Origin of the sequence: Maribacter sp. PR66, assembly GCF_028464205.1 — a bacterium.
GTDB classification, from domain to species: Bacteria; Bacteroidota; Bacteroidia; order Flavobacteriales; family Flavobacteriaceae; genus Maribacter; species Maribacter flavus.
The window spans coordinates 131,685-155,298 of record NZ_JAQPCH010000004.1; the positions used below are offsets into that span (position 1 = coordinate 131,685).

23 protein-coding genes are annotated in these 23,614 nt (G+C 39.7%); 8 read left to right on the plus strand and 15 right to left on the minus strand.

Annotated elements, in window-relative coordinates:
* The first annotated feature begins 3 nt into the window (after positions 1-3).
* The 3 genes from PP181_RS09495 (at position 4) to PP181_RS09505 (ending at position 2,321) form a co-directional block, all read left to right on the plus strand.
* Positions 4-711 (plus strand): response regulator transcription factor, encoded by a 708-nt coding sequence (locus PP181_RS09495; RefSeq protein ID WP_272636900.1) that lies wholly within the window; start codon positions 4-6, stop codon positions 709-711.
* Positions 712-1,195: 484 nt separating this feature from the next.
* Positions 1,196-1,417, plus strand: a complete 222-nt coding sequence (locus PP181_RS09500) for a hypothetical protein (protein ID WP_272636901.1) — start codon at positions 1,196-1,198, stop codon at positions 1,415-1,417.
* A gap of 166 nt (positions 1,418-1,583) precedes the next feature.
* Positions 1,584-2,321 carry a prohibitin family protein gene (locus PP181_RS09505; protein WP_272636902.1) on the plus strand — a complete coding sequence of 246 codons (738 nt, stop codon included), beginning with the start codon at positions 1,584-1,586 and terminating at the stop codon, positions 2,319-2,321.
* A 236-nt stretch (positions 2,322-2,557) separates the two neighbouring features.
* Here the strand turns inward: PP181_RS09505 and PP181_RS09510 are convergent, their stop codons facing one another.
* From PP181_RS09510 to PP181_RS09540, 7 genes are read right to left on the minus strand one after another with little or no spacing between them, the layout of a single operon-like run.
* On the minus strand, positions 2,558-3,052 hold the full coding sequence (locus tag PP181_RS09510) for a gluconokinase (RefSeq protein WP_272636903.1): 495 nt from the start codon (positions 3,050-3,052) through the stop codon (positions 2,558-2,560).
* Positions 3,045-3,965, minus strand: coding sequence for a tRNA (adenosine(37)-N6)-dimethylallyltransferase MiaA (miaA, locus tag PP181_RS09515; RefSeq protein ID WP_272636904.1), 921 nt, complete (start codon positions 3,963-3,965; stop codon positions 3,045-3,047). The genes PP181_RS09510 and miaA overlap by 8 nt, the downstream gene beginning before the upstream one ends.
* Positions 3,958-4,818 carry an ion transporter gene (locus tag PP181_RS09520; RefSeq protein ID WP_240042712.1) on the minus strand — a complete coding sequence of 287 codons (861 nt, stop codon included), beginning with the start codon at positions 4,816-4,818 and terminating at the stop codon, positions 3,958-3,960. Before PP181_RS09520 ends, miaA begins: the two co-directional genes overlap by 8 nt.
* Before the next feature lie 6 nt (positions 4,819-4,824).
* Positions 4,825-6,186, minus strand: a complete 1,362-nt coding sequence (locus tag PP181_RS09525) for an exonuclease domain-containing protein (RefSeq protein WP_272636905.1) — start codon at positions 6,184-6,186, stop codon at positions 4,825-4,827.
* 41 nt (positions 6,187-6,227) lie between these two features.
* Complete coding sequence (locus tag PP181_RS09530; RefSeq protein WP_272636906.1) at positions 6,228-6,887, minus strand: YggS family pyridoxal phosphate-dependent enzyme; 660 nt, start codon at positions 6,885-6,887, stop codon at positions 6,228-6,230.
* 5 nt (positions 6,888-6,892) lie between these two features.
* Positions 6,893-7,780, minus strand: a complete 888-nt coding sequence (locus PP181_RS09535; protein WP_272636907.1) for a 3-hydroxyacyl-CoA dehydrogenase family protein — start codon at positions 7,778-7,780, stop codon at positions 6,893-6,895.
* 38 nt (positions 7,781-7,818) lie between these two features.
* Entirely contained in the window at positions 7,819-8,799 is a 981-nt protein-coding gene (locus PP181_RS09540) for a Gfo/Idh/MocA family protein (protein WP_272636908.1), read from the minus strand.
* Between the two features lie 139 nt (positions 8,800-8,938).
* On the opposite strand from PP181_RS09540, the gene PP181_RS09545 reads away from it, so the two are divergent.
* Positions 8,939-9,580 (plus strand): protein-L-isoaspartate(D-aspartate) O-methyltransferase, encoded by a 642-nt coding sequence (locus tag PP181_RS09545; protein WP_154919392.1) that lies wholly within the window; start codon positions 8,939-8,941, stop codon positions 9,578-9,580.
* A gap of 4 nt (positions 9,581-9,584) precedes the next feature.
* On the opposite strand, the gene smpB is transcribed toward PP181_RS09545, so the two are convergent.
* Positions 9,585-10,046, minus strand: a complete 462-nt coding sequence (gene smpB / locus PP181_RS09550; RefSeq protein ID WP_272637011.1) for an SsrA-binding protein SmpB — start codon at positions 10,044-10,046, stop codon at positions 9,585-9,587.
* A 96-nt stretch (positions 10,047-10,142) separates the two neighbouring features.
* On the opposite strand from smpB, the gene PP181_RS09555 reads away from it, so the two are divergent.
* Positions 10,143-10,895 carry a DUF6503 family protein gene (locus PP181_RS09555; protein ID WP_272636909.1) on the plus strand — a complete coding sequence of 251 codons (753 nt, stop codon included), beginning with the start codon at positions 10,143-10,145 and terminating at the stop codon, positions 10,893-10,895.
* Here PP181_RS09555 and PP181_RS09560 read toward each other — a convergent pair.
* Positions 10,873-11,415, minus strand: a complete 543-nt coding sequence (locus tag PP181_RS09560; RefSeq protein ID WP_272636910.1) for a SixA phosphatase family protein — start codon at positions 11,413-11,415, stop codon at positions 10,873-10,875. The genes PP181_RS09555 and PP181_RS09560 overlap by 23 nt on opposite strands.
* 85 nt (positions 11,416-11,500) lie before the next feature.
* On the opposite strand from PP181_RS09560, the gene PP181_RS09565 reads away from it, so the two are divergent.
* Positions 11,501-13,102 carry a PorP/SprF family type IX secretion system membrane protein gene (locus tag PP181_RS09565; RefSeq protein ID WP_272636911.1) on the plus strand — a complete coding sequence of 534 codons (1,602 nt, stop codon included), beginning with the start codon at positions 11,501-11,503 and terminating at the stop codon, positions 13,100-13,102.
* A 39-nt stretch (positions 13,103-13,141) separates the two neighbouring features.
* On the opposite strand, the gene PP181_RS09570 is transcribed toward PP181_RS09565, so the two are convergent.
* Both PP181_RS09570 and clpB read right to left on the minus strand, forming a co-directional pair.
* Positions 13,142-13,732, minus strand: a complete 591-nt coding sequence (locus PP181_RS09570; RefSeq protein WP_138258172.1) for a TetR/AcrR family transcriptional regulator — start codon at positions 13,730-13,732, stop codon at positions 13,142-13,144.
* 109 nt (positions 13,733-13,841) lie between these two features.
* Complete coding sequence (gene clpB, locus PP181_RS09575) at positions 13,842-16,442, minus strand: ATP-dependent chaperone ClpB (protein WP_272636912.1); 2,601 nt, start codon at positions 16,440-16,442, stop codon at positions 13,842-13,844.
* Between the two features lie 159 nt (positions 16,443-16,601).
* On the opposite strand from clpB, the gene ytxJ reads away from it, so the two are divergent.
* Positions 16,602-16,997, plus strand: a complete 396-nt coding sequence (ytxJ, locus tag PP181_RS09580) for a bacillithiol system redox-active protein YtxJ (RefSeq protein WP_154919381.1) — start codon at positions 16,602-16,604, stop codon at positions 16,995-16,997.
* A 28-nt stretch (positions 16,998-17,025) separates the two neighbouring features.
* Here ytxJ and PP181_RS09585 read toward each other — a convergent pair whose 3' ends face one another.
* On the minus strand, positions 17,026-18,213 hold the full coding sequence (locus PP181_RS09585) for a hypothetical protein (protein ID WP_272636913.1): 1,188 nt from the start codon (positions 18,211-18,213) through the stop codon (positions 17,026-17,028).
* A gap of 257 nt (positions 18,214-18,470) precedes the next feature.
* Between PP181_RS09585 and glyA the strand changes: the two genes are divergently transcribed.
* Positions 18,471-19,760, plus strand: a complete 1,290-nt coding sequence (glyA, locus tag PP181_RS09590) for a serine hydroxymethyltransferase (RefSeq protein ID WP_272636914.1) — start codon at positions 18,471-18,473, stop codon at positions 19,758-19,760.
* 195 nt (positions 19,761-19,955) lie between these two features.
* Here glyA and PP181_RS09595 read toward each other — a convergent pair whose 3' ends face one another.
* The 3 genes from PP181_RS09595 to PP181_RS09605 form a co-directional block, all read right to left on the minus strand.
* Complete coding sequence (locus PP181_RS09595) at positions 19,956-20,609, minus strand: hypothetical protein (protein WP_272636915.1); 654 nt, start codon at positions 20,607-20,609, stop codon at positions 19,956-19,958.
* Between the two features lie 149 nt (positions 20,610-20,758).
* Positions 20,759-21,427, minus strand: a complete 669-nt coding sequence (locus PP181_RS09600; RefSeq protein ID WP_272636916.1) for a histidine kinase — start codon at positions 21,425-21,427, stop codon at positions 20,759-20,761.
* A 100-nt stretch (positions 21,428-21,527) separates the two neighbouring features.
* Positions 21,528-23,600, minus strand: a complete 2,073-nt coding sequence (locus tag PP181_RS09605; protein WP_272636917.1) for a tetratricopeptide repeat-containing sensor histidine kinase — start codon at positions 23,598-23,600, stop codon at positions 21,528-21,530.
* Positions 23,601-23,614 lie beyond the last annotated feature (14 nt).

A 23,614-nucleotide genomic window follows, 5' to 3' on the forward strand; every position in this document is an offset into this window, starting at 1 on the left:
ATTATGGAAACAGTAAATAAGAAGATACTTTTAGTAGAAGACGATCCAAACTTTGGCATTGTCCTTAAGGACTACTTGTCCATGAACGACTTTGATGTAACCTTGGCCAAAAATGGTATGGAGGGATTTGAAAAGTTTAAGAAGGACAATTATGACATTTGCATTTTGGATGTTATGATGCCCTATAAGGATGGGTTTACCTTGGCTAAGGAGATTAGGGAAAAGAACGAAAACGTTCCCATAGTTTTTTTAACGGCCAAAACCATGAAGGAAGATGTCCTAAAAGGTTATAAGGCCGGCGCCGATGATTATCTGAACAAACCTTTTGACTCTGAGGTTCTATTGATGAAAATAAAGGCCATACTTCAAAGAAAAGCATCCAGCAGCCTCGCCGATAGCAAAAAGTTTGAAATTGGGGGCTTCCATCTCAATTCAAAACTTCGCTTTTTAAAGTACAAGGAAGAGGAAGCTATAAAACTTTCGCCTAAGGAGAACGAGCTGTTACGGCTTTTGGCCCTTCATGAAAACGATCTGATGCCTAGGGAATTGGCACTTACTAAAATCTGGAGAGATGACAATTACTTTACTTCCAGAAGTATGGACGTATACATCGCCAAACTTAGAAAATACCTAAAACGGGATGAAAATGTGGAAATTTTGAACATCCATGGCGAAGGCTTCCGGTTGGTCATAAAAAATGAGGACGAATAATCCTATTCTAACAATAAATTAATATTAAAGCACCCTAAAGGGTGCTTTTTTAGTTTGAAAGAAAATTGCAATAATTTATTTTTTCCAATACAAAACTACATTTTACTATTTCAGATGGAGACAATACATGGCATAAAGTTGAACTATTGCCCCATTAAAAATAATTACTATGCCAAAGTATAAACCACTTCATAGATAGATACTTACTCATTTTTAGCATCAACCAACATTATTAGAAATTTAGTCTAATGGGAACTTTCAGCTCCCATGCTTCCTGTGATACTCCAATTTTCATTTTAAACATTTCCCTTCATTTTCGAACCGATTTAATTAGAACCTAACAATTCTAAAGGACAATATAGTCCCAAAGTAGCTCCTTGTAAATGTGTTAAATCGGTCATAAAAGTGATTTAAAATAAAATTAAATGTAATTATCAGAACAAGCCTGTTTAATATTTTTATTAAAAATTTAAACAATATTAAAATGGATTTACTTTATAGAGCTGAGAAATTTGAGAACATGAAAATGAGCAATATGTCCACTAGTGATCGTATTGCCGCTTCTAGGGAGGCAAAAGAATTGGTATTGGCCATTAATGAAATTTACAAGAAGAGTAAGGACTCTAAATTAATGGAAATCATGAAAAGAATTACCCAAAAGAAAAGAAAGATAGATAAGAGGCTTAATGGAAATCTGGCCATTTAACTCATTGAAAACCAGATTCCATACCAAAGTTTAGGTTCCTAAAAACATTTTGAAAAAGATGATTTTGCCCAAAACTTTATAGCCTTTCTGGACGCTTAGATTAATAAAAACCTTAAAATGCTGCATCATGAAAAAGATGATTTTACCCGTTTCAATATTTTTGATTATGAGTTCAAGTTGCGCTGTTATACGTCCAGGCGAGGCTGGGGTACGACAAACTTTGGGCAAGTTTGACAACGATGTGGTTACTGAGGGAACCGTATTCTACAATCCATTGACCAGTAAGGTCATTAAAGAGTCGACACAAACGAATAACATCAAGCTATTTTTGACCCTTCCTAGCAAAGAGGGACTGAGTGTTGAATCTGAAATATCCATCTTATACAGACTTGAGCGTGATAAGATTCCAAGCGTCCTACAAAATTTAGGTCGCGATTATGAATCCATCATCACAAGTGTATTCCGCTCTGCCTCATCAGACGTCTGTGCCAAATTTTTCGCTAAAGACATGCATTCAGGTATGCGTGCCAATATAGAGGCAGAAATCAAAACCAAAATGAACGAAAACCTTAAGAAGCAGGCAGATGGTATAGAATTGATTTCAGTACTCATGAAAAGTATTCAGTTACCGCCTGGGCTGGCCAGTTCCATAGAAAGAAAGTTACAAGCTGAACAGGACGCACTTCGGATGGAGTTCGTCTTGCAGCAAGCAAAATTAGAGGCAGACCGAAAAATAATCGATGCACAAGGAGAAAGGGATGCTCAGAAAATATTATCTGAAGGTCTAACCGATGAGATTATTCAAATACGTAGTATTGAGGCATTCAATAAACTCTCCTCTTCGCCCAACACAAAGATTATCGTGACGGATGGAAAGACACCTATGTTAATCAATGGAAATTAGAGGTAATTTACCATCCATTATCTTTTAAAGTTGGATTTAAACTTGACCGACTCTGATTGCCTAAATCAATTTTCAATGGTGTGGATTACAGGAAGAAATTCCTTTAACTCACACCATTTGATTTATTGCTTTAATTGAATTATCAATCCATTTTTACAGCGGAATGGCGATGAAAGATAACTACCGTAATGTGGCTTCAGATGCTAAACGGATTTTTGTGAATACTGAAAAAACTTTTAATTGGAGAGCATGTTTACTACTTGATCAACTATGGCTTCAGGTGAATTGTCTATAGCCACTACAAGGGCGTTTTCTGGCTCCTCCAAAGTTTCAAATTGAGATTGGAGCAATTCCTTTGGCATGAAATGCCCCTTTCTTAAACTAAGCCTATAACTAATTTGCTCCAAAGTACCCTTTAGAAAAAGAAAAACTGCCCCTTCTTCCAACCCTTTCCTTAGCCTTTCCCTATAGGTTGCTTTTAATGCGGAACATACGATTACGGCCCCCTGCTCCCGATGCTTTTTTCCTAATTCATTCAATGTTTCCAGCCAACCTTTTCTATCGTTATCATCTAAGGGAATCCCTTTGCTCATCTTATCGATGTTCGCTTGGGGATGGTAATGGTCCCCATCAAAAAAGGTATAACCCAATTTCTTGGCCAAAAGGTTCCCAACGGTCGATTTTCCACAACCGGAAACACCCATTACGAAAATAATTTTTGTTTCATTCATTTTGTAATTCTTTGACCTTCCTATCAACTTTGGTAATCATTTTATCTGTAGTGTTATCAAAATCCAACCACAGGACGTCCTCGGTTTTTTTGAACCAGGTAATCTGTCTTTTGGCAAATCTTCGCGTATTTTTCTTTATTTCGGAAACCGCAAAATCCAAGGTCCAATTTCCATTTAAATACTCAAAAAGTTCCTTGTAACCTACCGTTTGTAGTGCGTTCAAATCGCTATATGCAACGAGGGATTTCACTTCTGCCAACAGACCGTCCTGCATCATACCATCCACCCTTTCATTAATTCTATTATAGACCACTTTTCTGTCGGCCATTAAACCAACGGATACCACTTTGAAGTTTCTTTTGTCTTTGGGCCTATTCAAAAAACTGGAATAAGGTTTTCCCGTACCATAACAGATTTCCAAGGCCCTTATGATACGATGGGGGTTTTGAATATCCATTTTTTGATAGTGATCGGGGTCGAGTTCTTTGAGTCTGGATTGTAAACTTTCAATTCCTATTTCGGCTAGCTCCCTGTTCAGTTTTTCACGTATGGCACTATCCACTAGGGGAAAGGAATCCAGTCCCTTGGTGACGGCATCCACATAAAGACCGCTACCACCCACCATGATTGCCACATGATTTTTTTGAAATATTCCCTTCAACATGTTTAGGGCATCCCTCTCAAAATCACCCACGGAATAGGGTTCAAGTATACTTTTATGCTGTATGCAATGATGAACGGCACTGGAAAGCTCGGTAGGGTTTGGTACAGCGGTACCTATTGACATTTCCTTAAAAAACTGTCGGGAATCCGCGGAAATGATTTCCGTTTTGTAATGATTTGCCAATAAAATGGCCAATCGCGTTTTCCCGATCGCCGTGGGACCAATTACAGAAATGAGCACTTTATTCATTCAGCAAACTTCCGCAATTATAACAATGGCTGGCATCGTCCCTATGACCTTCCTTGGAACATGATGGACACGCTTGGGTGTTTACGTGGACGAATTTTTCCACTTTATCCTCGCCCGTTTTTAAAGCCCTGGACCGTTTCCCAAATTCAACGGTTACCATCCCCGTTGGCACGGCAATAACACCATAACCCAGCAGCATAATAACGGTTGCAATGAACTGACCCTGAGGGGTTATGGGAGCAATATCTCCGTAACCTACCGTAGTAAGTGTAACTATGGTCCAATAAATACTCATGGGGATGCTGGTAAATCCAGCTTCGTCGCCTTCTACCAAATACATCAAAGTACCCAACATTACGGAAAGTATCAAAACGGCAAACAAAAAGACCGTAATCTTGGCGCTACTTGCTCTCAAAGCACTTTTCAATTGTGAGGCTTCGCCAAGAAAACGGACCAATTTCAATATCCTAAATACGCGCAACAATCTAAATGCCCGCACCGCCAACAAAACCTGGGAGCCCGCAAGCACATAGGAAAGGTATAAGGGAATCGTGGATAAAAAATCGATGATGCCGTAGAAACTGAAAATATACTTAAAGGGCTTTTGTATGCAAATGATCCTTGCGATGTACTCTATGGTGAAAAGAATGGTGACGACCCATTCCAAGGTAAGAAGTGTTCTATGATATTCCTCATCGATTTGCTTCACACTTTCCAACATAATCAACAGCACACTGAAGAGTATGACAAAAATAAGGACAATATCAAACCATTTGCCCATAGGGGTGTCTGCCTCATAAATGATTTCATGAAGTTTCTGTTTCCAATCGGTATTTTCGCCCTTCTTGTTCAATGGTATTTACAAGGAAATCGTTTTCAATATTTTCCGTTTTCTTAGATATGATTCAATAATGAAATTGGCGTTTTGAGTGCCGTTCATTGGAGTTATCAAATTTTCTAAGATATGAATATTATTTATTTGATGGTTAAGGTCGTAATAACCAACACCCACCAAAGAACCTTTCCGAACCATAATGGCCGAATATTCACCTACCTCACGACCTTTATCTACCAACACCACTTCCCTGTTCCTTAGCGAATATTTTTGCAGAGCTTCCAAAATCCGTTCATTGTAGGTTTCAACATCTTCCCTTTGAATACAGGCACCCTTGCATTTGCCTTCCAAATAGTTGGCACAGTTACCTCTGGCCTCACTTATGCCATTGATTTTGTCACATAGGTTGAATTCCCTAGTGATCTTAAACAAATGATTTTTGGCACTGAATTCCCCGTTGAAAAATCCCCAAGCGTCCGTACACTGATTTACCTTGACAGTTTTTAATCCCAAATACCCATATTCATTTTTTGAAAGACAGAGCGTATGGGAGAACATTCTTTTTCTTGGCATGGAATTGTATTTAGGCCTATTTTTTAATAGTTCCTGATGTTCTTTGAGCAGTGCCACCAATTCGCTGCCCGTTTTTTCATAGGTAACCTTTCTGGTATCCTTGGTCAGTTTTCTGGCCCGTTCCCCAGCCTTGGTAAATAGTTGGTTCACCTTTTTTTTGATATCGGTGCTTTTGCTCAAGTAAATGATATCCCCATCCTTGTTATGCATGTAAAAAACACCGGTCGTATTGGGCATGCTTTGGACAATATCCAATTGTTTTTCAGAGAGTTCCCCATGCGCCTCTTTTCTAATGACATCCTGGATTATGGTCTTTCCCGTATCCTTTGCCAGCAGTAGCTTGAATAATTTTACGGTAGCCAGGGCATCTCCATTTGCCCGGTGACGGTCACTTACCGGAATACCCAGGGATCTTACCAATTTACCCAAACTATAGGATTCGGCATCGGGTAAAAGCACTTTGGACAGGTCGACCGTGCAGAGGCTTTTTCGCTCGTAGTTATAACCCAATCTACGAAATTCCGTTCTCAGGATACGATAGTCGAACTGAGCATTATGTGCTACTAGTACGGCATCCTCGGTAATTTCGATGATTCTTTTGGCAACCTCATGAAACCTGGGTGCGGTGCGGAGCATTTTGTTGTTTATGCCCGTTAAATTGACCACATACGGCTGTATTTCCTTTTCGGGATTGATCAAGCTGATAAAAGAATCGGTTACTTTATGCCCATCGAATTTATGAATCGCGATTTCCGTAATGCCCTCTTCATTGAATTTCCCTCCCGTCGTTTCTATATCCAGTATGGCGTACATAAAATAATTTCAATCCTATTTTGAACGTTGCACTAACACGTTTAGTTGTAATTCCGTTTTCCAAAGATACTACTTCCAATGCGTACCATCGTGCTTCCTTCTTCAATGGCAACGGTATAATCGCCGCTCATTCCCATGGAAAGAATGGCTATTTGGGGAAGTGTATTTTTCAATTCGCGAAAAAGCCTGTTCAAGGTCCTGAATTCCCTTCTAACCTGTTCCATGTCATCCGTAAAGGTGGCCATACCCATCAATCCTTGAACGGATATGTTCTGTAGTTTTTTGTATTCCGGATGGTGAATCAAATCGGTTATTTCATCGGCATCGAAACCAAATTTGGTATCTTCTTCGGCAATGTGTACCTGTAAAAGACAGGGGATTACCCGATCGTGCTTTTTCGCCTGTTTATCGATTTCGGATAATAATTTTAAACTGTCAACCCCATGTATCAAGGAAACGAACTCCGCCATATATTTGACCTTGTTGCGTTGTACGTGTCCGATCATATGCCATTGGATATCCTTGGGCATTTCCTCCCATTTTTGGACCATTTCCTGCACCTTGTTCTCCCCGAAGATTTTATGTCCGCTTTGGTAGGCTTCCATAAGATCAGACACCGGTTTGGTTTTGGAAACCGCTACCAAGGTTACGCTTTCAGGAATCTCATTTTTGATGTATCTAAGGTTTTCGGCTATGGACATGGATATTATTTAAACTGATTTGAAACGGTTTCGGCTTTTGTGTTTTCTGAATAATCGTAGAATCCTTCTTTGGACTTAATGCCCAATTTTCCGGCGGTAACCATATTGACCAAAAGGGGGGAAGGTGCATATTTTGGGTTTTTAAATCCGTCGTACATCACCTGTAAAATGGATAAACAAACATCCAATCCAATGAAATCTGCCAATTGCAACGGTCCCATGGGGTGGGCCATACCTAACTTCATTACAGTATCTATTTCCGATACACCCGCAACCCCATGATGTAGGGATTCTATGGCCTCGTTTATCATAGGCATAAGAATCCTATTGGCCACAAATCCGGGATAGTCGTTGACTTCGGTGGGTGTCTTTCCCAATTTCTTGGAAAGCTCCATAATCTGTTTTGTGGTTTCGTCCGAAGTAGAATATCCACGGATGATTTCCACCAATTGCATAATGGGCACTGGATTCATAAAATGCATCCCAATTACCTGGGATGGCCTAGAGGTCACCGAAGCAATCTGGGTAATGGAAATGGAGGATGTATTGGTTGCCAAGATAGCATCAGGTTTGCAGAAGGCATCCAATTTTTTAAAAATATCCAGCTTGATTTCCAATTTCTCTGAGGCGGCCTCAACGACCAGATCCACCTGTTTAACACCGCTTTCCAAATCGGTATATGTAGCAATATTATCTAAAGTATTTTGTTTATCTACTTCGGATATTTTTTCCTTGGCCAGCATTCGGTCCAAATTCTTGGAAATGGTGGCAATGCCCCTTTCAAGAGCATTTACATTCAGGTCGATTAACTGTACCTTATAACCATTTTGGGCAAAAACATGGGCAATTCCGTTACCCATCGTTCCAGCACCTATCACCGCAATTTTTTCCATTCTTTCTTTTATTTAAAGCATTTAGGTGATTACAATAATCATCCCAGCACTGATTTATTCTCAAATGCATCTATAATCTGTAAGGCCACTTTTAAGGCCTCCGTACCCTGTTGCAATGTTACTGTGGGCGTAGTATTGTTATTAATTGCATCAGCAAAGGATTCAAGTTCATCCAAAATAGCATTGTTGCCCAAAATGGAAGGATTTTCAAAATAAATCTGCTTTTTAACGCCTTCCGCATTTTGCAAGACCATATCAAAATCCCCGGGAACCTCCGGTGCGTCCTTCATTTTCACTACTTCCACCTTTTTCTCAAGAAAATCCACGGATATATAAGCGTCCTTTTGGAAAAATCTAGATTTACGCATGTTCTTAAGACTAATACGGCTTGCGGTTAGGTTGGCGACGCAGCCATTCTCAAATTCCAATCGGGCATTCGCAATGTCCGGGGACTTACTCAACACCGATACCCCACTTGCCTTTATACCTATTACCTTCGAATTCACCACGCTCAAAATGGCATCGATATCATGAATCATCAGATCCAATACAACCGGAACATCCGTACCCCTAGGATTGAACTCCGCCAAACGATGCGTTTCAATGAACATGGGTTGGTTTATGGATTCCCTAACTGCAGTAAAAGCAGGGTTGAAGCGTTCCACGTGGCCCACTTGTCCCTTGACCCCAAATTTTTGCTCAAGAACCAAAAGCGCTTCAGCTTCTTCCAAGGTATTTGTAATGGGTTTTTCAATAAAAACATGCTTGCCTTTTTCCATGGCCTTCTTGGCGCATTCGTAATGGGAAAGGGTAGGAGTGACGATATCGACCACATCAACGGCATTTATAAGCGTGTTGATGTTGTCAAAATAGGTGTAACCAAACTCGGTCTCCACTTTAGTACCATTCATGATATCGGCATCATAAAACCCTTTCAATTCATATTTTTCGGATTGGTTTAGCAAACGTAAATGAATCTTGCCTAAATGACCGGCCCCTAGAACCCCAACTTTGAGCATGTTGTAACTTTTTCATCAAAAATACACATAGTTTATAAGTTACGACAGCATTGTAAAATCCATTTTTGATAATTACCATTGGGGCCACTTCATTTCTAATGCTATCTTTTATAACTTTGGTAACCAAACCAAGCTAACATTGAAAGACACCTATAAACACAGGGGCATGCGAAATCAATTGGCAGAATTGCTGATTGAAAAGGGCATAACCGACAAAAAGGTCTTGGATGCCATCAGGGCCGTGCCGAGGCATCTTTTTATGGACAGTAGTTTTGAAGGGCATGCATATCAAGACAAAGCATTTCCTATTGCTGCAGACCAAACAATTTCCCAACCCTATACAGTTGCCTTTCAAACGGAATTATTGCAACTGGAACCCAATTTGAGTGTTTTGGAAATAGGCACCGGAAGTGGTTACCAAACTGCCGTGCTGTTAAAATGCAAGGCAAAAGTCTTCACCATTGAAAGACAGTTGGAACTTTTTAAAAAAACGAACCTCTTCTTTAAAAAAATGGGCTATCGCCCCAAGAAGTTTGTTTTTGGGGATGGTTATAAAGGCCTTCCCGAAGAAGCACCCTTTGACCGCATTATCGTTACGGCTGGTGCGCCAGAAGTACCAAAGGCATTGATGTCCCAACTAAAAGTAGGGGGTAGGCTTGTGATTCCTGTTGGATACGAAGAGCAGATTATGACGCTTTTTGAGAGAACTTCTGAAAAGGAATTCAAAAAGACGGAATACGGTTCTTTCCGGTTTGTGCCCTTGTTGGAGGACAAAAACTAGGCAGTTAGGCATTAAAGCTCTTTTTTATACGTTCCAGGTTACGCTTATTGTCCCTGTCCTTAATGGTTTCCCTTTTATCGTAAAGCTTTTTACCTTTTGCCAAAGCAATCTGTATTTTGGCAAGACCACGGTCATTGATAAACAAGGTCAACGGAACTATGGTAAGTCCGGTCGTTTTGACCTCTTTATGCAATTTTTTCAACTCCCGTTTGTTCAAAAGGAGCTTACGCTCCGCTTTGGGTTTGTGGTTAAAGTGCGATGCATGGGAATACTCGTCGATCTGCATATTGATCACAAAAAGTTCTCCACGGTCATTGAACTCGCAAAAACTTTCAGTTATGGAAGCCTTTCCATACCTGATGGATTTTATCTCGGTTCCCGCTAGTACGATACCTGCCGTAAAGGTTTCCAACAGCTCATATTCAAAGCGTGCCCTTTTATTTTTTATGTTGATGTTCTTCTGCATTTCCCACAAAAATAAGCACATTTAAGCGATATAAGGTTTTATTGCTTTTATTTTGTAATGAATCCGATAGGTATACGATTAAGCATGAAAACATCAATGACCAGAATTATTTCATTTTTCGTTTTACTTGGCCTTATTATGAGCTGTGAGGTAAAGGAAAAGATTCCCACAGCCCAAGAAATAATAGACCAAAGCATTCAAGTAAGCGGTGGGAGTAACTATACGAACTCCAATATCGACTTTGACTTTAGGGACATTCATTACAGTTCAAAATTGGAGAATGGAAATAAAGTCTTGGAGCGGATTATAGAAAGTGACACGGCCCTTATTTTGGATAGAAAGGAACCCTCTGGATTTAAGCGATTTGTAAATGACAGTCTTATTGTATTGACCGATTCTCTAGCAAACAACTATGCCAATTCCGTGAACTCCGTGCATTATTTTGCCAATCTGCCCTACGGTTTGAACGACAGGGCCGTGCAAAAGAAGCTTTTGGGTAAAGTCGACATTAAGGGCAAATCGTATTACAAAATCGAGGTTACCTTTAAAGAAGAAGGCGGCGGAGATGATTTTGACGATGTTTACATCTATTGGTTCCATACGGAAACCTTTAAACCGGATTATTTGGCCTATGAATTTCATGTTAATGGAGGTGGCCAGCGTTTTCGTGAAGCGTATAACGAACGTTATGTGGGCAATATCAGGTTTGTGGACTATAAAAATTATAAACCCAACACGGAGAATACGTCCATCTACAACATTGACAGTCTATATGTAAACAACCAATTGGAATTACTTTCCAATATAACCTTGGAAAACGTGAAAGTTAATCAGGGCAATTACAATTAAAAACCAATCGGGTACTTGAGGGGACACCGTTTACAATGGTCACTATGAACAAGGTTCCATTTTCAGCGTCGTCAATGGGAGCGTATCGTTCCTCCCCTAAAAGTAAGTTCACAAATTCTGGTGTGGTATTGCTATGACCTACCACAAGAACATTCTTATTTAAATTGTCCTTTTTAAACTGGTCTATATCCAAAATTCTTGGATCATAATATTGCACGTCAATGTTCTTTTTCACCGATGTTGGTGCCGCTGTCATGGATGTCCTGTTGAAATTTGTGGAATAAATGGCATCCAATTCTACCTCATTTAAGATTTCGGCCCAATGCATGGCCCTTCCCAAACCACTTTGGTTGAGTTCAGGGTCTGCATCTTCCGGATAGGTTCTATCCTTTTCTGCATGTCTGATAAAATAAAAGGTTGAAATACCGGAACTCGCATCCTGTTTTTCAACGGGCGTATCCTCTTTACAGGAAAAAATAGTCAACAAAAGACAAATTGATAGAATCTTTAGTACTTTCATGGTTCAGCGTTAACAATTGCTTTTATACAAAACTAAATTTACTTTAAAATAGTACGTTACACCGCTATTTTTTGTTTTTTTGCATATGAATAAATTTTGTGGGGCACTTCTTATTGTTTTTGTAGTTGTAGGTTTAAAGGCTCAGGAAGTTGCACTTCCTAGCGATTATCGGCAGCACAATTTAACGGAATACAATTCCAGTCTACTGAACCCGGCTTTTTCATTGGATAGGAACAATCCATCCTCTTTTGCATTCTGGTCAAGGTGGCAATGGCAGACCATTGATGGTGACCCAACGAGCTTATTTTTTAATTATTCCCACAGGCTGAACGAGCTTTCCACCGCAGGTCTGGGATTCTTTCAGCAGAATACGGAAATCTTCATTAATACCGGTATCGTTGCCAACTACGCCTATAATATTCAATTAAGCGAAACGGCGAGTTTGGGGGTCGGAATTAATATTTTGGGGTTTCAACAAAAACTGGCGGACCAACGGTTTTTTATACCAAATCCAATTCAGACCGAAATCACCAATGATTTCATTGTGCAAATGGCACCGGGCATCAATGTACGGATCGATAAGTTTAGTTTGGGACTGTCCTCGGAAAATTTAATGGATTACAATATCAGTACGAACGAAAGGAATACCAGTACGGACGGACGGATATTCTTGGCCCTGGCCAGCTACGATTTTCCAATAGGTATTCTTTCTTCGGATGAAAACTCGCTTTTAAGACCAACCCTCTATTACAAATCCATACCCGGTTTTGATTCCCAGTTGGGAATTAATGCCCTATTAAGTACAAACAAGTTTTGGACGCAACTGGGTTACAATAGTTTTTATGGAATTTCGGGAGGTGTCGGGGGCCGATTTTTTAAACGCTTTTCATTGGGCGCTTTGGTGGAATTTGGTGTTTCCAATGACCTAAAAGGAACCGACCCTACCTTTGAACTGGTCACATCCTATAAATTGGGACCATTATCCTCAGAAGAACGATATCCACAAGAAGAGCTTATTGTTGACGAACCCGTTGAACCAGAATTGACCAGATCCGAAAAACTGGCACAGCGTGAAGCACAAAAAGAGGAGGAGCGAATGGCCAAATTGGAACGCCAGCGGCAAAAAGATTCCATAAGGGAAGCAACCAGATTGGAGCAATTGGCCATGGAAGCATCAAAACTAGAAGCACAAAGAAAACGGGATTCATTAAATTTTGCCAAGGAAAATGCGGCCTTGGCGGAAGCCCAAGCAATAGCTCAACAAAGAAAAATCGATTCTACCAATGCAGCCAAAAAGGCCATGGAAGAAGCCTTGGCATTGGAACAACAGCGCAAACAAGATTCTATAGCACAAGTAAAATTGGCGGAGGCCGAAACTGCAAGGAAAGAGGTCGTAACCCCTGAGAAAGGCGAGCGTTATGAGGAAGTGACCAAACAGGGAACCTTGGAACCTGGCTATTATCTAATTGCCAATGTTTTTGGTACCAAACGTTATTTCGACGCCTTTATGGCTGATTTGCAGAAAAAGGGCCTGACCCCGGGATCATTTTATAGAGAGACGAACAAATACAACTACGTATTCTTGGCCCGGTACGATTCCATATCCGAAGCAAGGTCCGCACGGGATTCCAATTTTGGAGGAAGGTATACAGAAAAGACCTGGATATTCCGGGTGGTTGGTGAATAATTCCTTATTAAAGGAGTGTATAGAAGAATGTGGTGTGTGCTATAATTCCCGCTTTACCAGCACTTCCAAATAGGTCATGGTGTTCAGGAGATACTTTCGGTCCATTGTTATGGTAGACATGGCAACTGCACCTTGAACCATGGTAAATAATTGCTTGGCAAACTGTAGCGGGGATACCGGTATTTTGATTTCCCCTTTATTGACACCATTTTCCAATACCAAAGCGATTTTTCCCTCTATTTCCTTAATAGTTTCCTTAGCTGCCGAAGCCAATAGTTTATTGTTATGCTGTGCATCGACTCCTACATTCAAAACAGGGCATCCACCCAAGGGAAGTGTAAAAGTGTCGTATTTCTTATAGAAATCCATGAGACTCTTTAATTTGTCCATGGTAGAACCGGAAACCCCAATGGCCTTGTCCAAAGCATCCAAGAGTATCTTGCTATTGTGTTCAAACGCCGAAAGCGCCAAGGCTTCCTTATTCTCAAAATTACCGTAAAGTGCTCCCTTTGTAAGACCCGTTGCATCCGTAAGGTCGCTCATGCTAGTACCTATGTAACCGTGTTTGTTGAAAATTGGGGCAACTGTTTCAATGATGTAGGCAGTGGTTTTTTCAGCTTTGGTGGACATGTTCCAATGTTTTATACGAAGATAAAAAAACAATACTGCATGGTATATAATACGAATAAAAAAACACCCTGAAAATATATTCAGGGTGTCTTTAGATTTGAAAATCCATTTACATTACCAAATCGTTCTGGTTTCTAAAGACCAGTTCGTCGTCAAATGCATCCAATAGAATCACACTATCGGATTTGATTTTACCGCTTAAGAGTTCCTTGGACATATTGTTCAAAACCTCTTTTTGAATGGTCCTTTTTACGGGTCTTGCGCCAAATTGTGGTTCGTACCCACGTTCCGCCAGGTAATCAATGGCCTCATCGGTAGCATCCAAGGTAATATTCTGTTTGTCCAACATTTTTTTCAAGCCTTCCAACTGAAGCTTCACAATCTGCCTGATATCCTCTTTGGTCAGCGGAGTGAACATGATGATGTCGTCGATTCTGTTTAAAAATTCTGGCCGAATCATTTTGTGCAACAGCCCAAGAACTTCCACTCGTGCCGCTTCCGATGCACTATGGATATCCGTGGAGTTTTCAAATTTCTCCTGAATAATCTGGCTACCCATATTGCTGGTCATTATGATGATCGTATTCTTAAAATCGGCAACACGGCCCTTGTTATCCGTCAATCTTCCTTCATCCAAAACCTGTAGCAAAATGTTAAAGATATCCGGATGTGCCTTTTCAATTTCATCCAGCAACACAACGGAGTAGGGGCGTCTCCTTACGGCTTCGGTGAGCTGACCTCCCTCGTCATAGCCCACGTATCCCGGAGGAGCCCCCACCAATCTACTAACGGAATGTCTTTCCTGATACTCGCTCATGTCGATTCTGGTCATGGCATTTTCATCGTCGAACAAATAGGACGCCAAGGTTTTGGCCAGCTCCGTTTTACCAACACCCGTGGTACCCAGGAAAAGAAAGGAACCAATCGGTTTTTTCATATCCTGTAAACCGGCCCTGCTTCTTCGAATCGCATCGGAGACTGCCTGGATGGCCTCGTCTTGCCCCACAACCCTTTTATGTAAGACATTTTCAAGGTTCAAAAGTTTTTCCCGTTCGCTTTGCAACATTTTTGTTACAGGAATACCGGTCCATTTGGCTACCACTTCGGCGATATCCTCGCTGGTCACTTCTTCTTTAATAAGTGTGCCAGCATTTTGCTGTTGGTCCAGTTCTTCTTGCAGTTTTACAAGGTTTTCCTGGGCCTCCTTGATTTTACCGTATCGTATTTCAGCTACTTTTCCGTAATCTCCATTACGCTCCGCACGTTCCGCTTCGGCCTTAAAGTTTTCAATGTCCATTTTGGTTTTTTGGATGTTATCCACAACCGATTTTTCAGTCTCCCACTTGGCAAAAATCTCGTTTCGTTCTTCTTTTACATTGGCGAGTTCCAAATTAAGCGATTTTAATTTTGATTGATCGTTTTCTCGCTTTATGGCCTCAATTTCGATTTCAAGCTGCATGATCCTTCTGTCCAGCACATCCAATTCCTCTGGTTTGGAATTGATTTCCATACGCAATTTTGATGCCGCCTCGTCCATGAGGTCAATTGCCTTGTCCGGTAAAAATCTATTGGTAATGTAGCGTTGGGATAATTCTACCGCAGCGATTACCGCTTCATCCTTTATACGCACCTTGTGATGGGTTTCATAGCGTTCCTTGATACCTCTGAGGATGGAAATGGCACTTTCCGTATCGGGCTGGTCCACGGTCACTTTTTGGAATCGACGTTCCAGTGCCTTGTCCTTTTCAAAATACTTTTGATACTCGTCCAAAGTTGTGGCGCCAATAGCCCTAAGCTCGCCCCTTGCCAAGGCAGGTTTTAAAATGTTTGCAGCATCCATAGCACCTTGTCCTCCGCCTGCACCTACCAAGGTATGGATTTCATCGATAAATAATATGATGGCACCATCTGCACTCGTGACCTCTTTAATTACCGCCTTTAGACGCTCCTCAAATTCTCCTTTGTACTTGGCTCCCGCAATAAGGGCACCCATGTCCAGGGAGTAAATGACTTTGTCCTTCAAATTTTCGGGGATGTCGCCTTGCACGATTCTATGCGCCAATCCCTCCGCAATGGCCGTTTTACCAACACCGGGTTCCCCAACCAGCATGGGATTGTTTTTGGTCCTTCTTGATAGGATTTGCAATACCCTTCTTATCTCTTCATCTCTTCCAATAACGGGGTCTAATTTTCCACTGTCCGCCAATTCATTGAGATTTTTGGCATATTTGTTCAATGAATTATAAGTTTCCTCTGCACTTTGAGAAGTCACATTGGTACCCTTCCGTAATTCATTGATGGCAGCTAGCAGATTTTTCTCCGTAACCCCTTGGTCCTTTAAAATCTGGGCTATTTTACTCTTAGATTTAAAGATTGCCAAAAGCACGTGCTCTATGGAGACATATTCATCGCCCATATTTTTGGCAATGATGGAAGCTTCATTTACGGTCTTACCCGCTTCACGAGAAAGCATAATGTCGCCGCCCTGTACTTTAGGAAAGGAGTTTAGCTCCTTTTCTAAAATCTGTTTTATCAGGTTGGCGTTAAGTCCCAACTTTTTGAAAATGAAGGGAACCACATTTTCCTCTACTTCTGTTATGGCCTTGAAAAGATGTTCGTTCTCAATTTGTTGATGTCCCAATGACTGGGCAATAACCTGGGCCTGCTGTACGGCCTCCTGGGATTTTATGGTGAAATTATTAAAGTTCATATATGTAAATTTTGTGTTGAATGTTACTTTTGTAAGGAAGTACTCAACAATCCTACCAATTGAAATAATAGGACAAAATGTCCTGCGAAGTCAATTTTTTAAAGACATAAAGTCAGTTTTGACTAAAAGTTAAAAGCAATCATTTAAAGTTAGTTTAAGATGGCATTATTCGGGAATTTTTTTAATAAAAATAGTAACACTGAAAAGGATGGAAATAATGACATCCCGTGGATTACCCTTAACAATCCAGATCAATTGGAGGAAATCGTAGCAAAATCAAAAAATAAACCTCAAGCTATTTTTAAGCACTCAACAACCTGCGGGGTGAGCAGAATGGTGCTGAACATGTTCAATGCGTCTTTTTCTTTAGAACCCTCCCAAATGGACCTCTACTTTTTGGATTTACATGCGTTTAGGGCTATTTCCAACGAAATTGCGGAGAGGTTTGAAGTTTTGCATCAGTCTCCCCAATTATTGATAATTAAAAACGGGGTGGTAGTGGCGCATAGTTCGCATGGAGGCATTTCCGATATCAGCTTGGAAAAATATGTATAAAAAACTCCGCTTTTGCGGAGTTCCTTTTTTAATTAAACCGTTGTCTTGTGAGTATGGATTTTAGATTGTTCTTTAAATCCTCACCGGCGTCGTAGACCATTTGTTCGTTTGTTGGAAACGGCACTCGTGCCGCTTGAAGAAACGGTAAAAGATCATTGTCCAAGGCCCTTTTATCCCCATTGTAATTGGCATAAATATGTTCGAACACAAATTCACTTGCCAAAGGATACTGGTTTATTTGCTGTTGTTTTCGTAAATCTGTAAAATTGACTACTCCAACTACTTGGGCACTTTTGAACTGGGTGAACTGGTAGAAATCACAACGCACGGTTTTAAATTTGTCCACCTTGATCTTGTTTCCAAGACTGTCCTTGACAATATTGCCATTTTGGTCCTCCACATATTGAAATCCGTCCTTGATCTGTTTTTCCTTAATGATCTGTTTTTCGTTCACCTGCTCTGGTGAAATGTTAATGTCCTGAAAGGAAACCTCCATCAAATAGTCGTAATCTATATTGGAAAGCCTATTGGTATGGTATTCGGTCCAAAGGTTGTTCAACCCATAGGTATTCAGGTTCAATAATTCATCCTCCAAACGTTTGGGGATGACCTTATCCGTATTGTTTACCATTTCCACCAGGACAAAATCCAAACCTTTCTGATAGGCTTCGTCCATTTTATCTTTGGTATCCCGATAATTTGGATTGATTTCCTCTAAATACTTCAAATCGTCATAAGCTTCCCTATATTCATTTTTATATCGTGCATTGCCCAAAAGGCCAACGGCATTGTTGTATAGATAATCCGACAAATAATCCTTGGCGGCAATAATATCGGAATCATAGTTATTGAAATTGAATCGGGCGTCCCTTCCCTCGTCCATAATGTATAAAGGAAGTAAGGGTCGGATTCCTTCCTGTATTTCCTTTAATCGAACATAGGACTCGTAAATGGTTTCATAATTTGCCGGGTTGCCATCCTTTTTTAGAAACTTGATGTTTTGAAGTTCCCTTTCCGTATTCTTTTGATAGGCCTCCTCCAAAAGGACAATGAATGCCTGATTACTTTTCTTTGTCTTGTTTTCAGCAATATTTACGATCGCTTTGTTAATGGCAGCATTGTAATTTCCTGTATTCAATGCTTCCTGAGTCCTTTTTACTCCATTACATGAAAGTAAAAAAGCACTTATTCCAAATAATAGTAGAAATCTTTTCATAACTAAAACTTTATGGGTTTCAATGTCATATTTCAAGACCTATGCCAGAAATATTCCCATACATAACGAAAAAGGATGAAGAATAGTGTAAAGTGAATGAACGGTACTTTTTAATTTCTTTTTAGGTACCATGTATGAATTCCCACATTTTAGTTATTAACGCTTGTTTAATAAAAATATATAGACATGCTAAATTTTATAGTAATAGAAATTAGGGCATATTGTACTTTTGCACAAGAATTAAAATTCATAAAGTCATGGAAAGGGATACCCGAATTTTTGAACTCATTGAAGCGGAAAGAAAGCGTCAAACAAATGGTATTGAGTTGATAGCTTCAGAGAACTTTGTAAGCCCACAGGTTATGGAGGCTGCTGGTTCCGTACTTACCAACAAATATGCAGAGGGATATCCTGGAAAACGCTATTACGGTGGTTGTGAAGTAGTTGATGAAGTGGAACAATTGGCCATAGATAGGGCAAAGGAACTGTTTGGTGCAGAATATGCCAACGTACAACCGCATTCCGGCTCCCAGGCCAATGCATCCGTATACCATGCCTGTCTACAAGCTGGTGATACTATACTAGGTTTTGATTTATCGCATGGCGGGCACCTTACCCATGGCTCACCAGTGAACTTTTCAGGTAAATTATACAATCCGGTTTTTTATGGTGTAGACGAAAAGACCGGAACCTTGAATTACGATAAAATTGAGGAAATCGCAAAAAGGGAGCAACCAAAATTGATCATAGCGGGAGCATCTGCCTATTCGAGAGATATGGATTTTAAAAGGTTTCGTGAGATAGCCGATAGTGTTGGGGCACTCCTGCTTGCCGATATTTCACATCCTGCAGGATTAATTGCCAAGGGTCTATTGAGCGACCCAATTCCCCATTGTCATATCGTTACCACCACCACGCATAAAACATTGCGGGGACCAAGGGGAGGCTTGATCTTGATGGGTAAGGATTTTGACAATCCGTTTGGGATTACTTTAAAAAACGGTAGTCTAAGAAAAATGTCCGCTTTATTGGATTTGGCGGTTTTTCCAGGGAATCAGGGTGGTCCCTTAGAGCATATTATCGCCGCCAAGGCCGTTGCTTTTGGTGAGGCCCTTACCGAGGAATTTGGCGTGTATATGACGCAGGTAAAGAAGAACGCCGATGCCATGGCAAAGGCTTTTGTAGCCAAGGATTATAACATAATTTCAGGGGGAACCGACAATCATATGATGCTAATCGACCTTCGTAACAAGGGAATTACTGGAAAGGATGCCGAAAAAGCCTTGGTCTTGGCCGATATCACCGCAAATAAGAATATGGTTCCTTTTGATGATAAATCACCGTTTGTAACCTCTGGCATACGTTTTGGAACTGCGGCCATCACAACAAGGGGATTGTTGGAAGACGATATGAAAACAGTTGTGGATTTGATAGATAAGGTTCTTACAAACCCAGAGGATACTCAGGTAATCTCCGAAGTACGGAAGCAGGTGAATGCGATGATGGGAGGTAGAGCCATATTCAACGAAATGACCATTAAGGCTTAATTATCTACCTCGAGGCAGAGCCGTAGAGGTATCAGAAATCAAGACCGCTGCGCTACAAGAATAAAGAGATGAGATCTTTTGTCTTGTTCTTAGCCTTTTGTTTCCATTTAGGATGTGAACAACCTGATGCTATAACCGAGACAGAGACCAAAGGAATAGTTTAGATTAAACACCTTGGCAGCACTAATGAATTTCTTACCCGTATAAAAAATAATCAAGATTTGCGGAAATGAATTTTTTTTGCCGAACATCAAAAATTTCCCCTTCCTCGGCGGTATCCAAATAGATACCCCAATATTCGTTATACGAGGTTGGCTGTGGAAGCTTTTCCTGAAAATGACAGTCAAATGGATTTGTCAATGGGTCTTCAAAAACAGGAATGAAAATTTCCTCGGGCTGTTCAGTAAGTCCTTTTGTTATTGATACGTAGTGTTCTGCAATTTCTGTAATTATGTTGTTGAACTGTTCAGGAATGCTATGCCGATATATATTCTTGATGATTACATTGGTATCCTTAAGGTAAAGGGTAAATTCCTGAATGTCTATTTCTAACTCTTTGTTTTGCTCCAATAGTACATTGAAACATTGAGCCAAAACGAAATTTGTAGCTTCGGTACTTCCCCAAAGTCCTTTGTTGAAGTGGCCTAGTACATCCAATAGATTTAATGGACAATCCAATTCCACAACCAAATCCAATTTTTCATTATACGTACCGGATGTTTTTAGGGTCACATCGGCAAAGAACCCTAATTCAATAGATTTTTTAAATTCTTGCAAGCCACCAACGGCATCCGAGCATTTTGCATTTTCAAAAAAAATATGTTGGTAATTATGTGGTTTGAAGTGCATACTTTATGAAGCTTTTATCATAAAGATAGCCGTAAAGAAAATCCGATGGACTTAGGAAAACCTTAGAATTTCTGAGGATATTCTGATATTCTGAAATAAAATTAAATAATTAACTGAAAATCAACTACTTAAAATTTAACAAAAGTTAGTTATAAAAAGCCTCTTTTTTTGGCTTCCTCTATTAGTGCAAGATCATTACCATTTTTGACTCCAAATATGGACTTTAATTGTCGTTTCCGCGCTTCTACAGTTGTATTTGCCGATGCTATTAACGGGGCTATATCCCGCGTATTTGTTCCCAAGGATAAATAATAAAGAATTTTTTGGTCCTGCTCATCGATGTCAATATTACTGGCCATTCTCCTACGGACCGCTCCTAAGGCACTGGCCGTATAGTATGGAGGTTTTTTTACAACTGTATCCACCATGGTTCTTAGGGACATTTCATCTATTTCCGATTTTACCATGTAACCATCGGGATTCACGGCCTTGAAAATATTGTTGATTCTATAGCTATCACTGAAAGATGACATGAAAACTACTTTGGAGTCAGGTACGATTTCCCTCGCCAACTTACCCAAATCTACCCCAGATCTTGGATCTTTGGATTCAGCTGGGAATAATTGAATGTCCAATAGAATAATATCATAGGGGAGAGTTCGTGCTGAGTGCTCTATTTTTTCTTTACCCCTATCATAACTTTTAGCTATATCCACTTTCACGGTAAAATATTCAAACTCTGAATCTTCAAGGATATACTTGTATCCTAAAGTTGTCATTTCATGATCATCAACCGCCAAAATCCTTACCGTTTTCATTTATTTTAATTAAATGGTCCTACTTTCAATTAACATCCAGATAAATTCTATAACAAGTTTTATTGATGCTTTATTGTTTTATTCTTTAAGCGAAATTAACTCAAACTTTCTGTAATGCGGCTTGAGAATTGGAATCCACATGTTGTAAGGGTATTTCCAGGGTAATAGTAGTTCCTTTCATGGGTTCTGATATTACCTTCCACGTTCCGTTCAGTTTTTCTACCCTAGAACTGATATTACGCATTCCAATACCCCTCTTTTCCTTTTCCAAATCAAACCCTTTTCCGTCGTCGCCCATCTCAACATTTAGAATATCACCGTTTCTTTCAAATTTTACGAAGAAAGTTTTGCCATCAGAATGCTTAATGGCATTTTGCAAGCCTTCCTGAATCATTCGATATAAGTTTATCTTGATTTCACCCTTAAGCGCATCGTAATCCTCGTCTTCGTCGTAGTTGAAAATAGTGATAATTTGGGAACTTTCTTTGACCGTACCTAATAAATCTTCAATTGAGTTTATAAAATTATTGATTTTCTGGTAGGCACTATGACTCAGCTCATGAGAAATAGACCTTACTTCCTGCTCCACATTCTTTAGCGCGTTAATGGCCTCCAATCTCGCCTCTATAGCTTCTGGTCCCGTTCTTTTGTTTAGACCGGTCAACACCATTCTCGCACCTAACATTTTCCCAAGTACACCATCATGAAGTTCTTCTGAAATTCGTTTTTGTTCCAGTCTCTTGACCTCGTCCACTTTTTGTTTTTGGGTAAGCATCAAATTGAAAATCTCTTGATTGTTTGCCTGTTGTTGCTGGGCAAATAATAGTTTTTGGTTTTTGGCCCTTTGATTGATAATTATATAAACAGATATTCCCAAAAGAAAGAAACCCAAGGCTACACCGGACCAAATTTGTTTCTGTCTGGCCAAAATAGCGGTCTCCTCTTCCAATTGCTCATTTTGGGCTATAAATTCATCTGTTTCAAAACGGATGCGTGCAAACTTATTGCGTGCCTGCCGCTCTTCCATTACAATACTGTCATTCAAGGCTATATACTTTTGAGCATATTTGGAGGCATTCTTGTTATCAATTTCCGCTAAAAAAGCATAGGTTTCCAAAAGACGCTCATAACTTAAACTTTCACTTGCCAACTCTATAGCCTTTTCGGCGCTATTAATAGCATTTAACGTATCATTATCATACAAGTGAAATTTTGATTTTGCAAAATAAGAGGAAGCCAAGCCCCTAATGTCTTTAAGACTATCGTTAATTTTTATAGATTCTTTTATTAAATTGAATACACCAGATGTTTCATTTAAGTTTAATTTAGTCAGTGCTATGTTTACTAATGTTTTTGAATATAGTTCGATATTACTATTAGCTAAACTTGGCCCCTTAAGATTCTCTTCGAAATTTTCAAGCGCTTTTTTATAATTACCCAAATCACTGTAAAGCATTCCACGATTATTTACGTTCTGCTTTATATCCAGCTCCTTGTATTCCGTATTTTTTAAATAATATAATGCTTGATCGTAATATTCGATTGCTTGTGCATATTCTCCTAAATCTTGAGAATTAACTGCCAAGGTGTTATAACAATTATATAACTCTTTGTATTTATTTAATGGTTTTAGCCTTTCAATTGCTGCAATAGTGTTCGCCTCGCTTCCAATATAGTCGCGAACCTCTTGTTGCTGCTTTGCCATATTATAAAGCATACGGGCAGAAAGAAAAGATTCCCCAAGCTGCTCAAATATTTTTTGAGCCTCATAATAGCTATAATAAGAACTATCTTTAACTGATATTCTATTATAAAAATACCCCAAGTCCCAAAAAGAATAGGCTAATGCAACTGAATCTTTACTTACCATAGCAAGTTCTTTCGTAGTATTATTTACTTTTCTAAAAAATGCAGAGTCTTGAGGTTCAATATAGTAGGAAAGGTTTGACAACAATTTAAGTTTTAGGCTGTCATTTCTAATGCCCGTTAATAGGTCAAAAGCTTCTATCAGTTTTTCTTTCTTTTTTTTAGCCGAAATGGATTCTACACTCCCACTTTTAATCTTTAACTCAACTTCCTTTTGAATTGCAAAATCTTCTCTAGAGGCCGATTGTGAATTCAACGTGTTTAATACAACACCGTACAGGGCAATAAACAAAAGAAATTTTTTCAAATCTTGTAATTTTC

Excerpts from the sequence above, each read along its gene's own strand:
- PP181_RS09495 (WP_272636900.1), top strand. The coding sequence starts at position 4 with ATGGAAACAGTAAATAAGAAGATACTTTTAGTAGAAGACGATCCAAAC.
- PP181_RS09500 (WP_272636901.1), top strand. The coding sequence starts at position 1,196 with ATGGATTTACTTTATAGAGCTGAGAAATTTGAGAACATGAAAATGAGC.
- PP181_RS09505 (WP_272636902.1), top strand. The coding sequence starts at position 1,584 with ATGAGTTCAAGTTGCGCTGTTATACGTCCAGGCGAGGCTGGGGTACGA.
- PP181_RS09510 (WP_272636903.1), bottom strand. The coding sequence starts at position 3,052 with ATGAATGAAACAAAAATTATTTTCGTAATGGGTGTTTCCGGTTGTGGA.
- miaA (WP_272636904.1), bottom strand. The coding sequence starts at position 3,965 with ATGAATAAAGTGCTCATTTCTGTAATTGGTCCCACGGCGATCGGGAAA.
- PP181_RS09525 (WP_272636905.1), bottom strand. The coding sequence starts at position 6,186 with ATGTACGCCATACTGGATATAGAAACGACGGGAGGGAAATTCAATGAA.
- PP181_RS09530 (WP_272636906.1), bottom strand. The coding sequence starts at position 6,887 with ATGTCCATAGCCGAAAACCTTAGATACATCAAAAATGAGATTCCTGAA.
- PP181_RS09535 (WP_272636907.1), bottom strand. The coding sequence starts at position 7,780 with ATGGAAAAAATTGCGGTGATAGGTGCTGGAACGATGGGTAACGGAATT.
- PP181_RS09540 (WP_272636908.1), bottom strand. The coding sequence starts at position 8,799 with ATGCTCAAAGTTGGGGTTCTAGGGGCCGGTCATTTAGGCAAGATTCAT.
- smpB (WP_272637011.1), bottom strand. The coding sequence starts at position 10,046 with ATGCAGAAGAACATCAACATAAAAAATAAAAGGGCACGCTTTGAATAT.
- PP181_RS09555 (WP_272636909.1), top strand. The coding sequence starts at position 10,143 with ATGACCAGAATTATTTCATTTTTCGTTTTACTTGGCCTTATTATGAGC.
- PP181_RS09560 (WP_272636910.1), bottom strand. The coding sequence starts at position 11,415 with ATGAAAGTACTAAAGATTCTATCAATTTGTCTTTTGTTGACTATTTTT.
- PP181_RS09565 (WP_272636911.1), top strand. The coding sequence starts at position 11,501 with ATGAATAAATTTTGTGGGGCACTTCTTATTGTTTTTGTAGTTGTAGGT.
- PP181_RS09570 (WP_138258172.1), bottom strand. The coding sequence starts at position 13,732 with ATGTCCACCAAAGCTGAAAAAACCACTGCCTACATCATTGAAACAGTT.
- clpB (WP_272636912.1), bottom strand. The coding sequence starts at position 16,442 with ATGAACTTTAATAATTTCACCATAAAATCCCAGGAGGCCGTACAGCAG.
- ytxJ (WP_154919381.1), top strand. The coding sequence starts at position 16,602 with ATGGCATTATTCGGGAATTTTTTTAATAAAAATAGTAACACTGAAAAG.
- PP181_RS09585 (WP_272636913.1), bottom strand. The coding sequence starts at position 18,213 with ATGAAAAGATTTCTACTATTATTTGGAATAAGTGCTTTTTTACTTTCA.
- glyA (WP_272636914.1), top strand. The coding sequence starts at position 18,471 with ATGGAAAGGGATACCCGAATTTTTGAACTCATTGAAGCGGAAAGAAAG.
- PP181_RS09595 (WP_272636915.1), bottom strand. The coding sequence starts at position 20,609 with ATGCACTTCAAACCACATAATTACCAACATATTTTTTTTGAAAATGCA.
- PP181_RS09600 (WP_272636916.1), bottom strand. The coding sequence starts at position 21,427 with ATGAAAACGGTAAGGATTTTGGCGGTTGATGATCATGAAATGACAACT.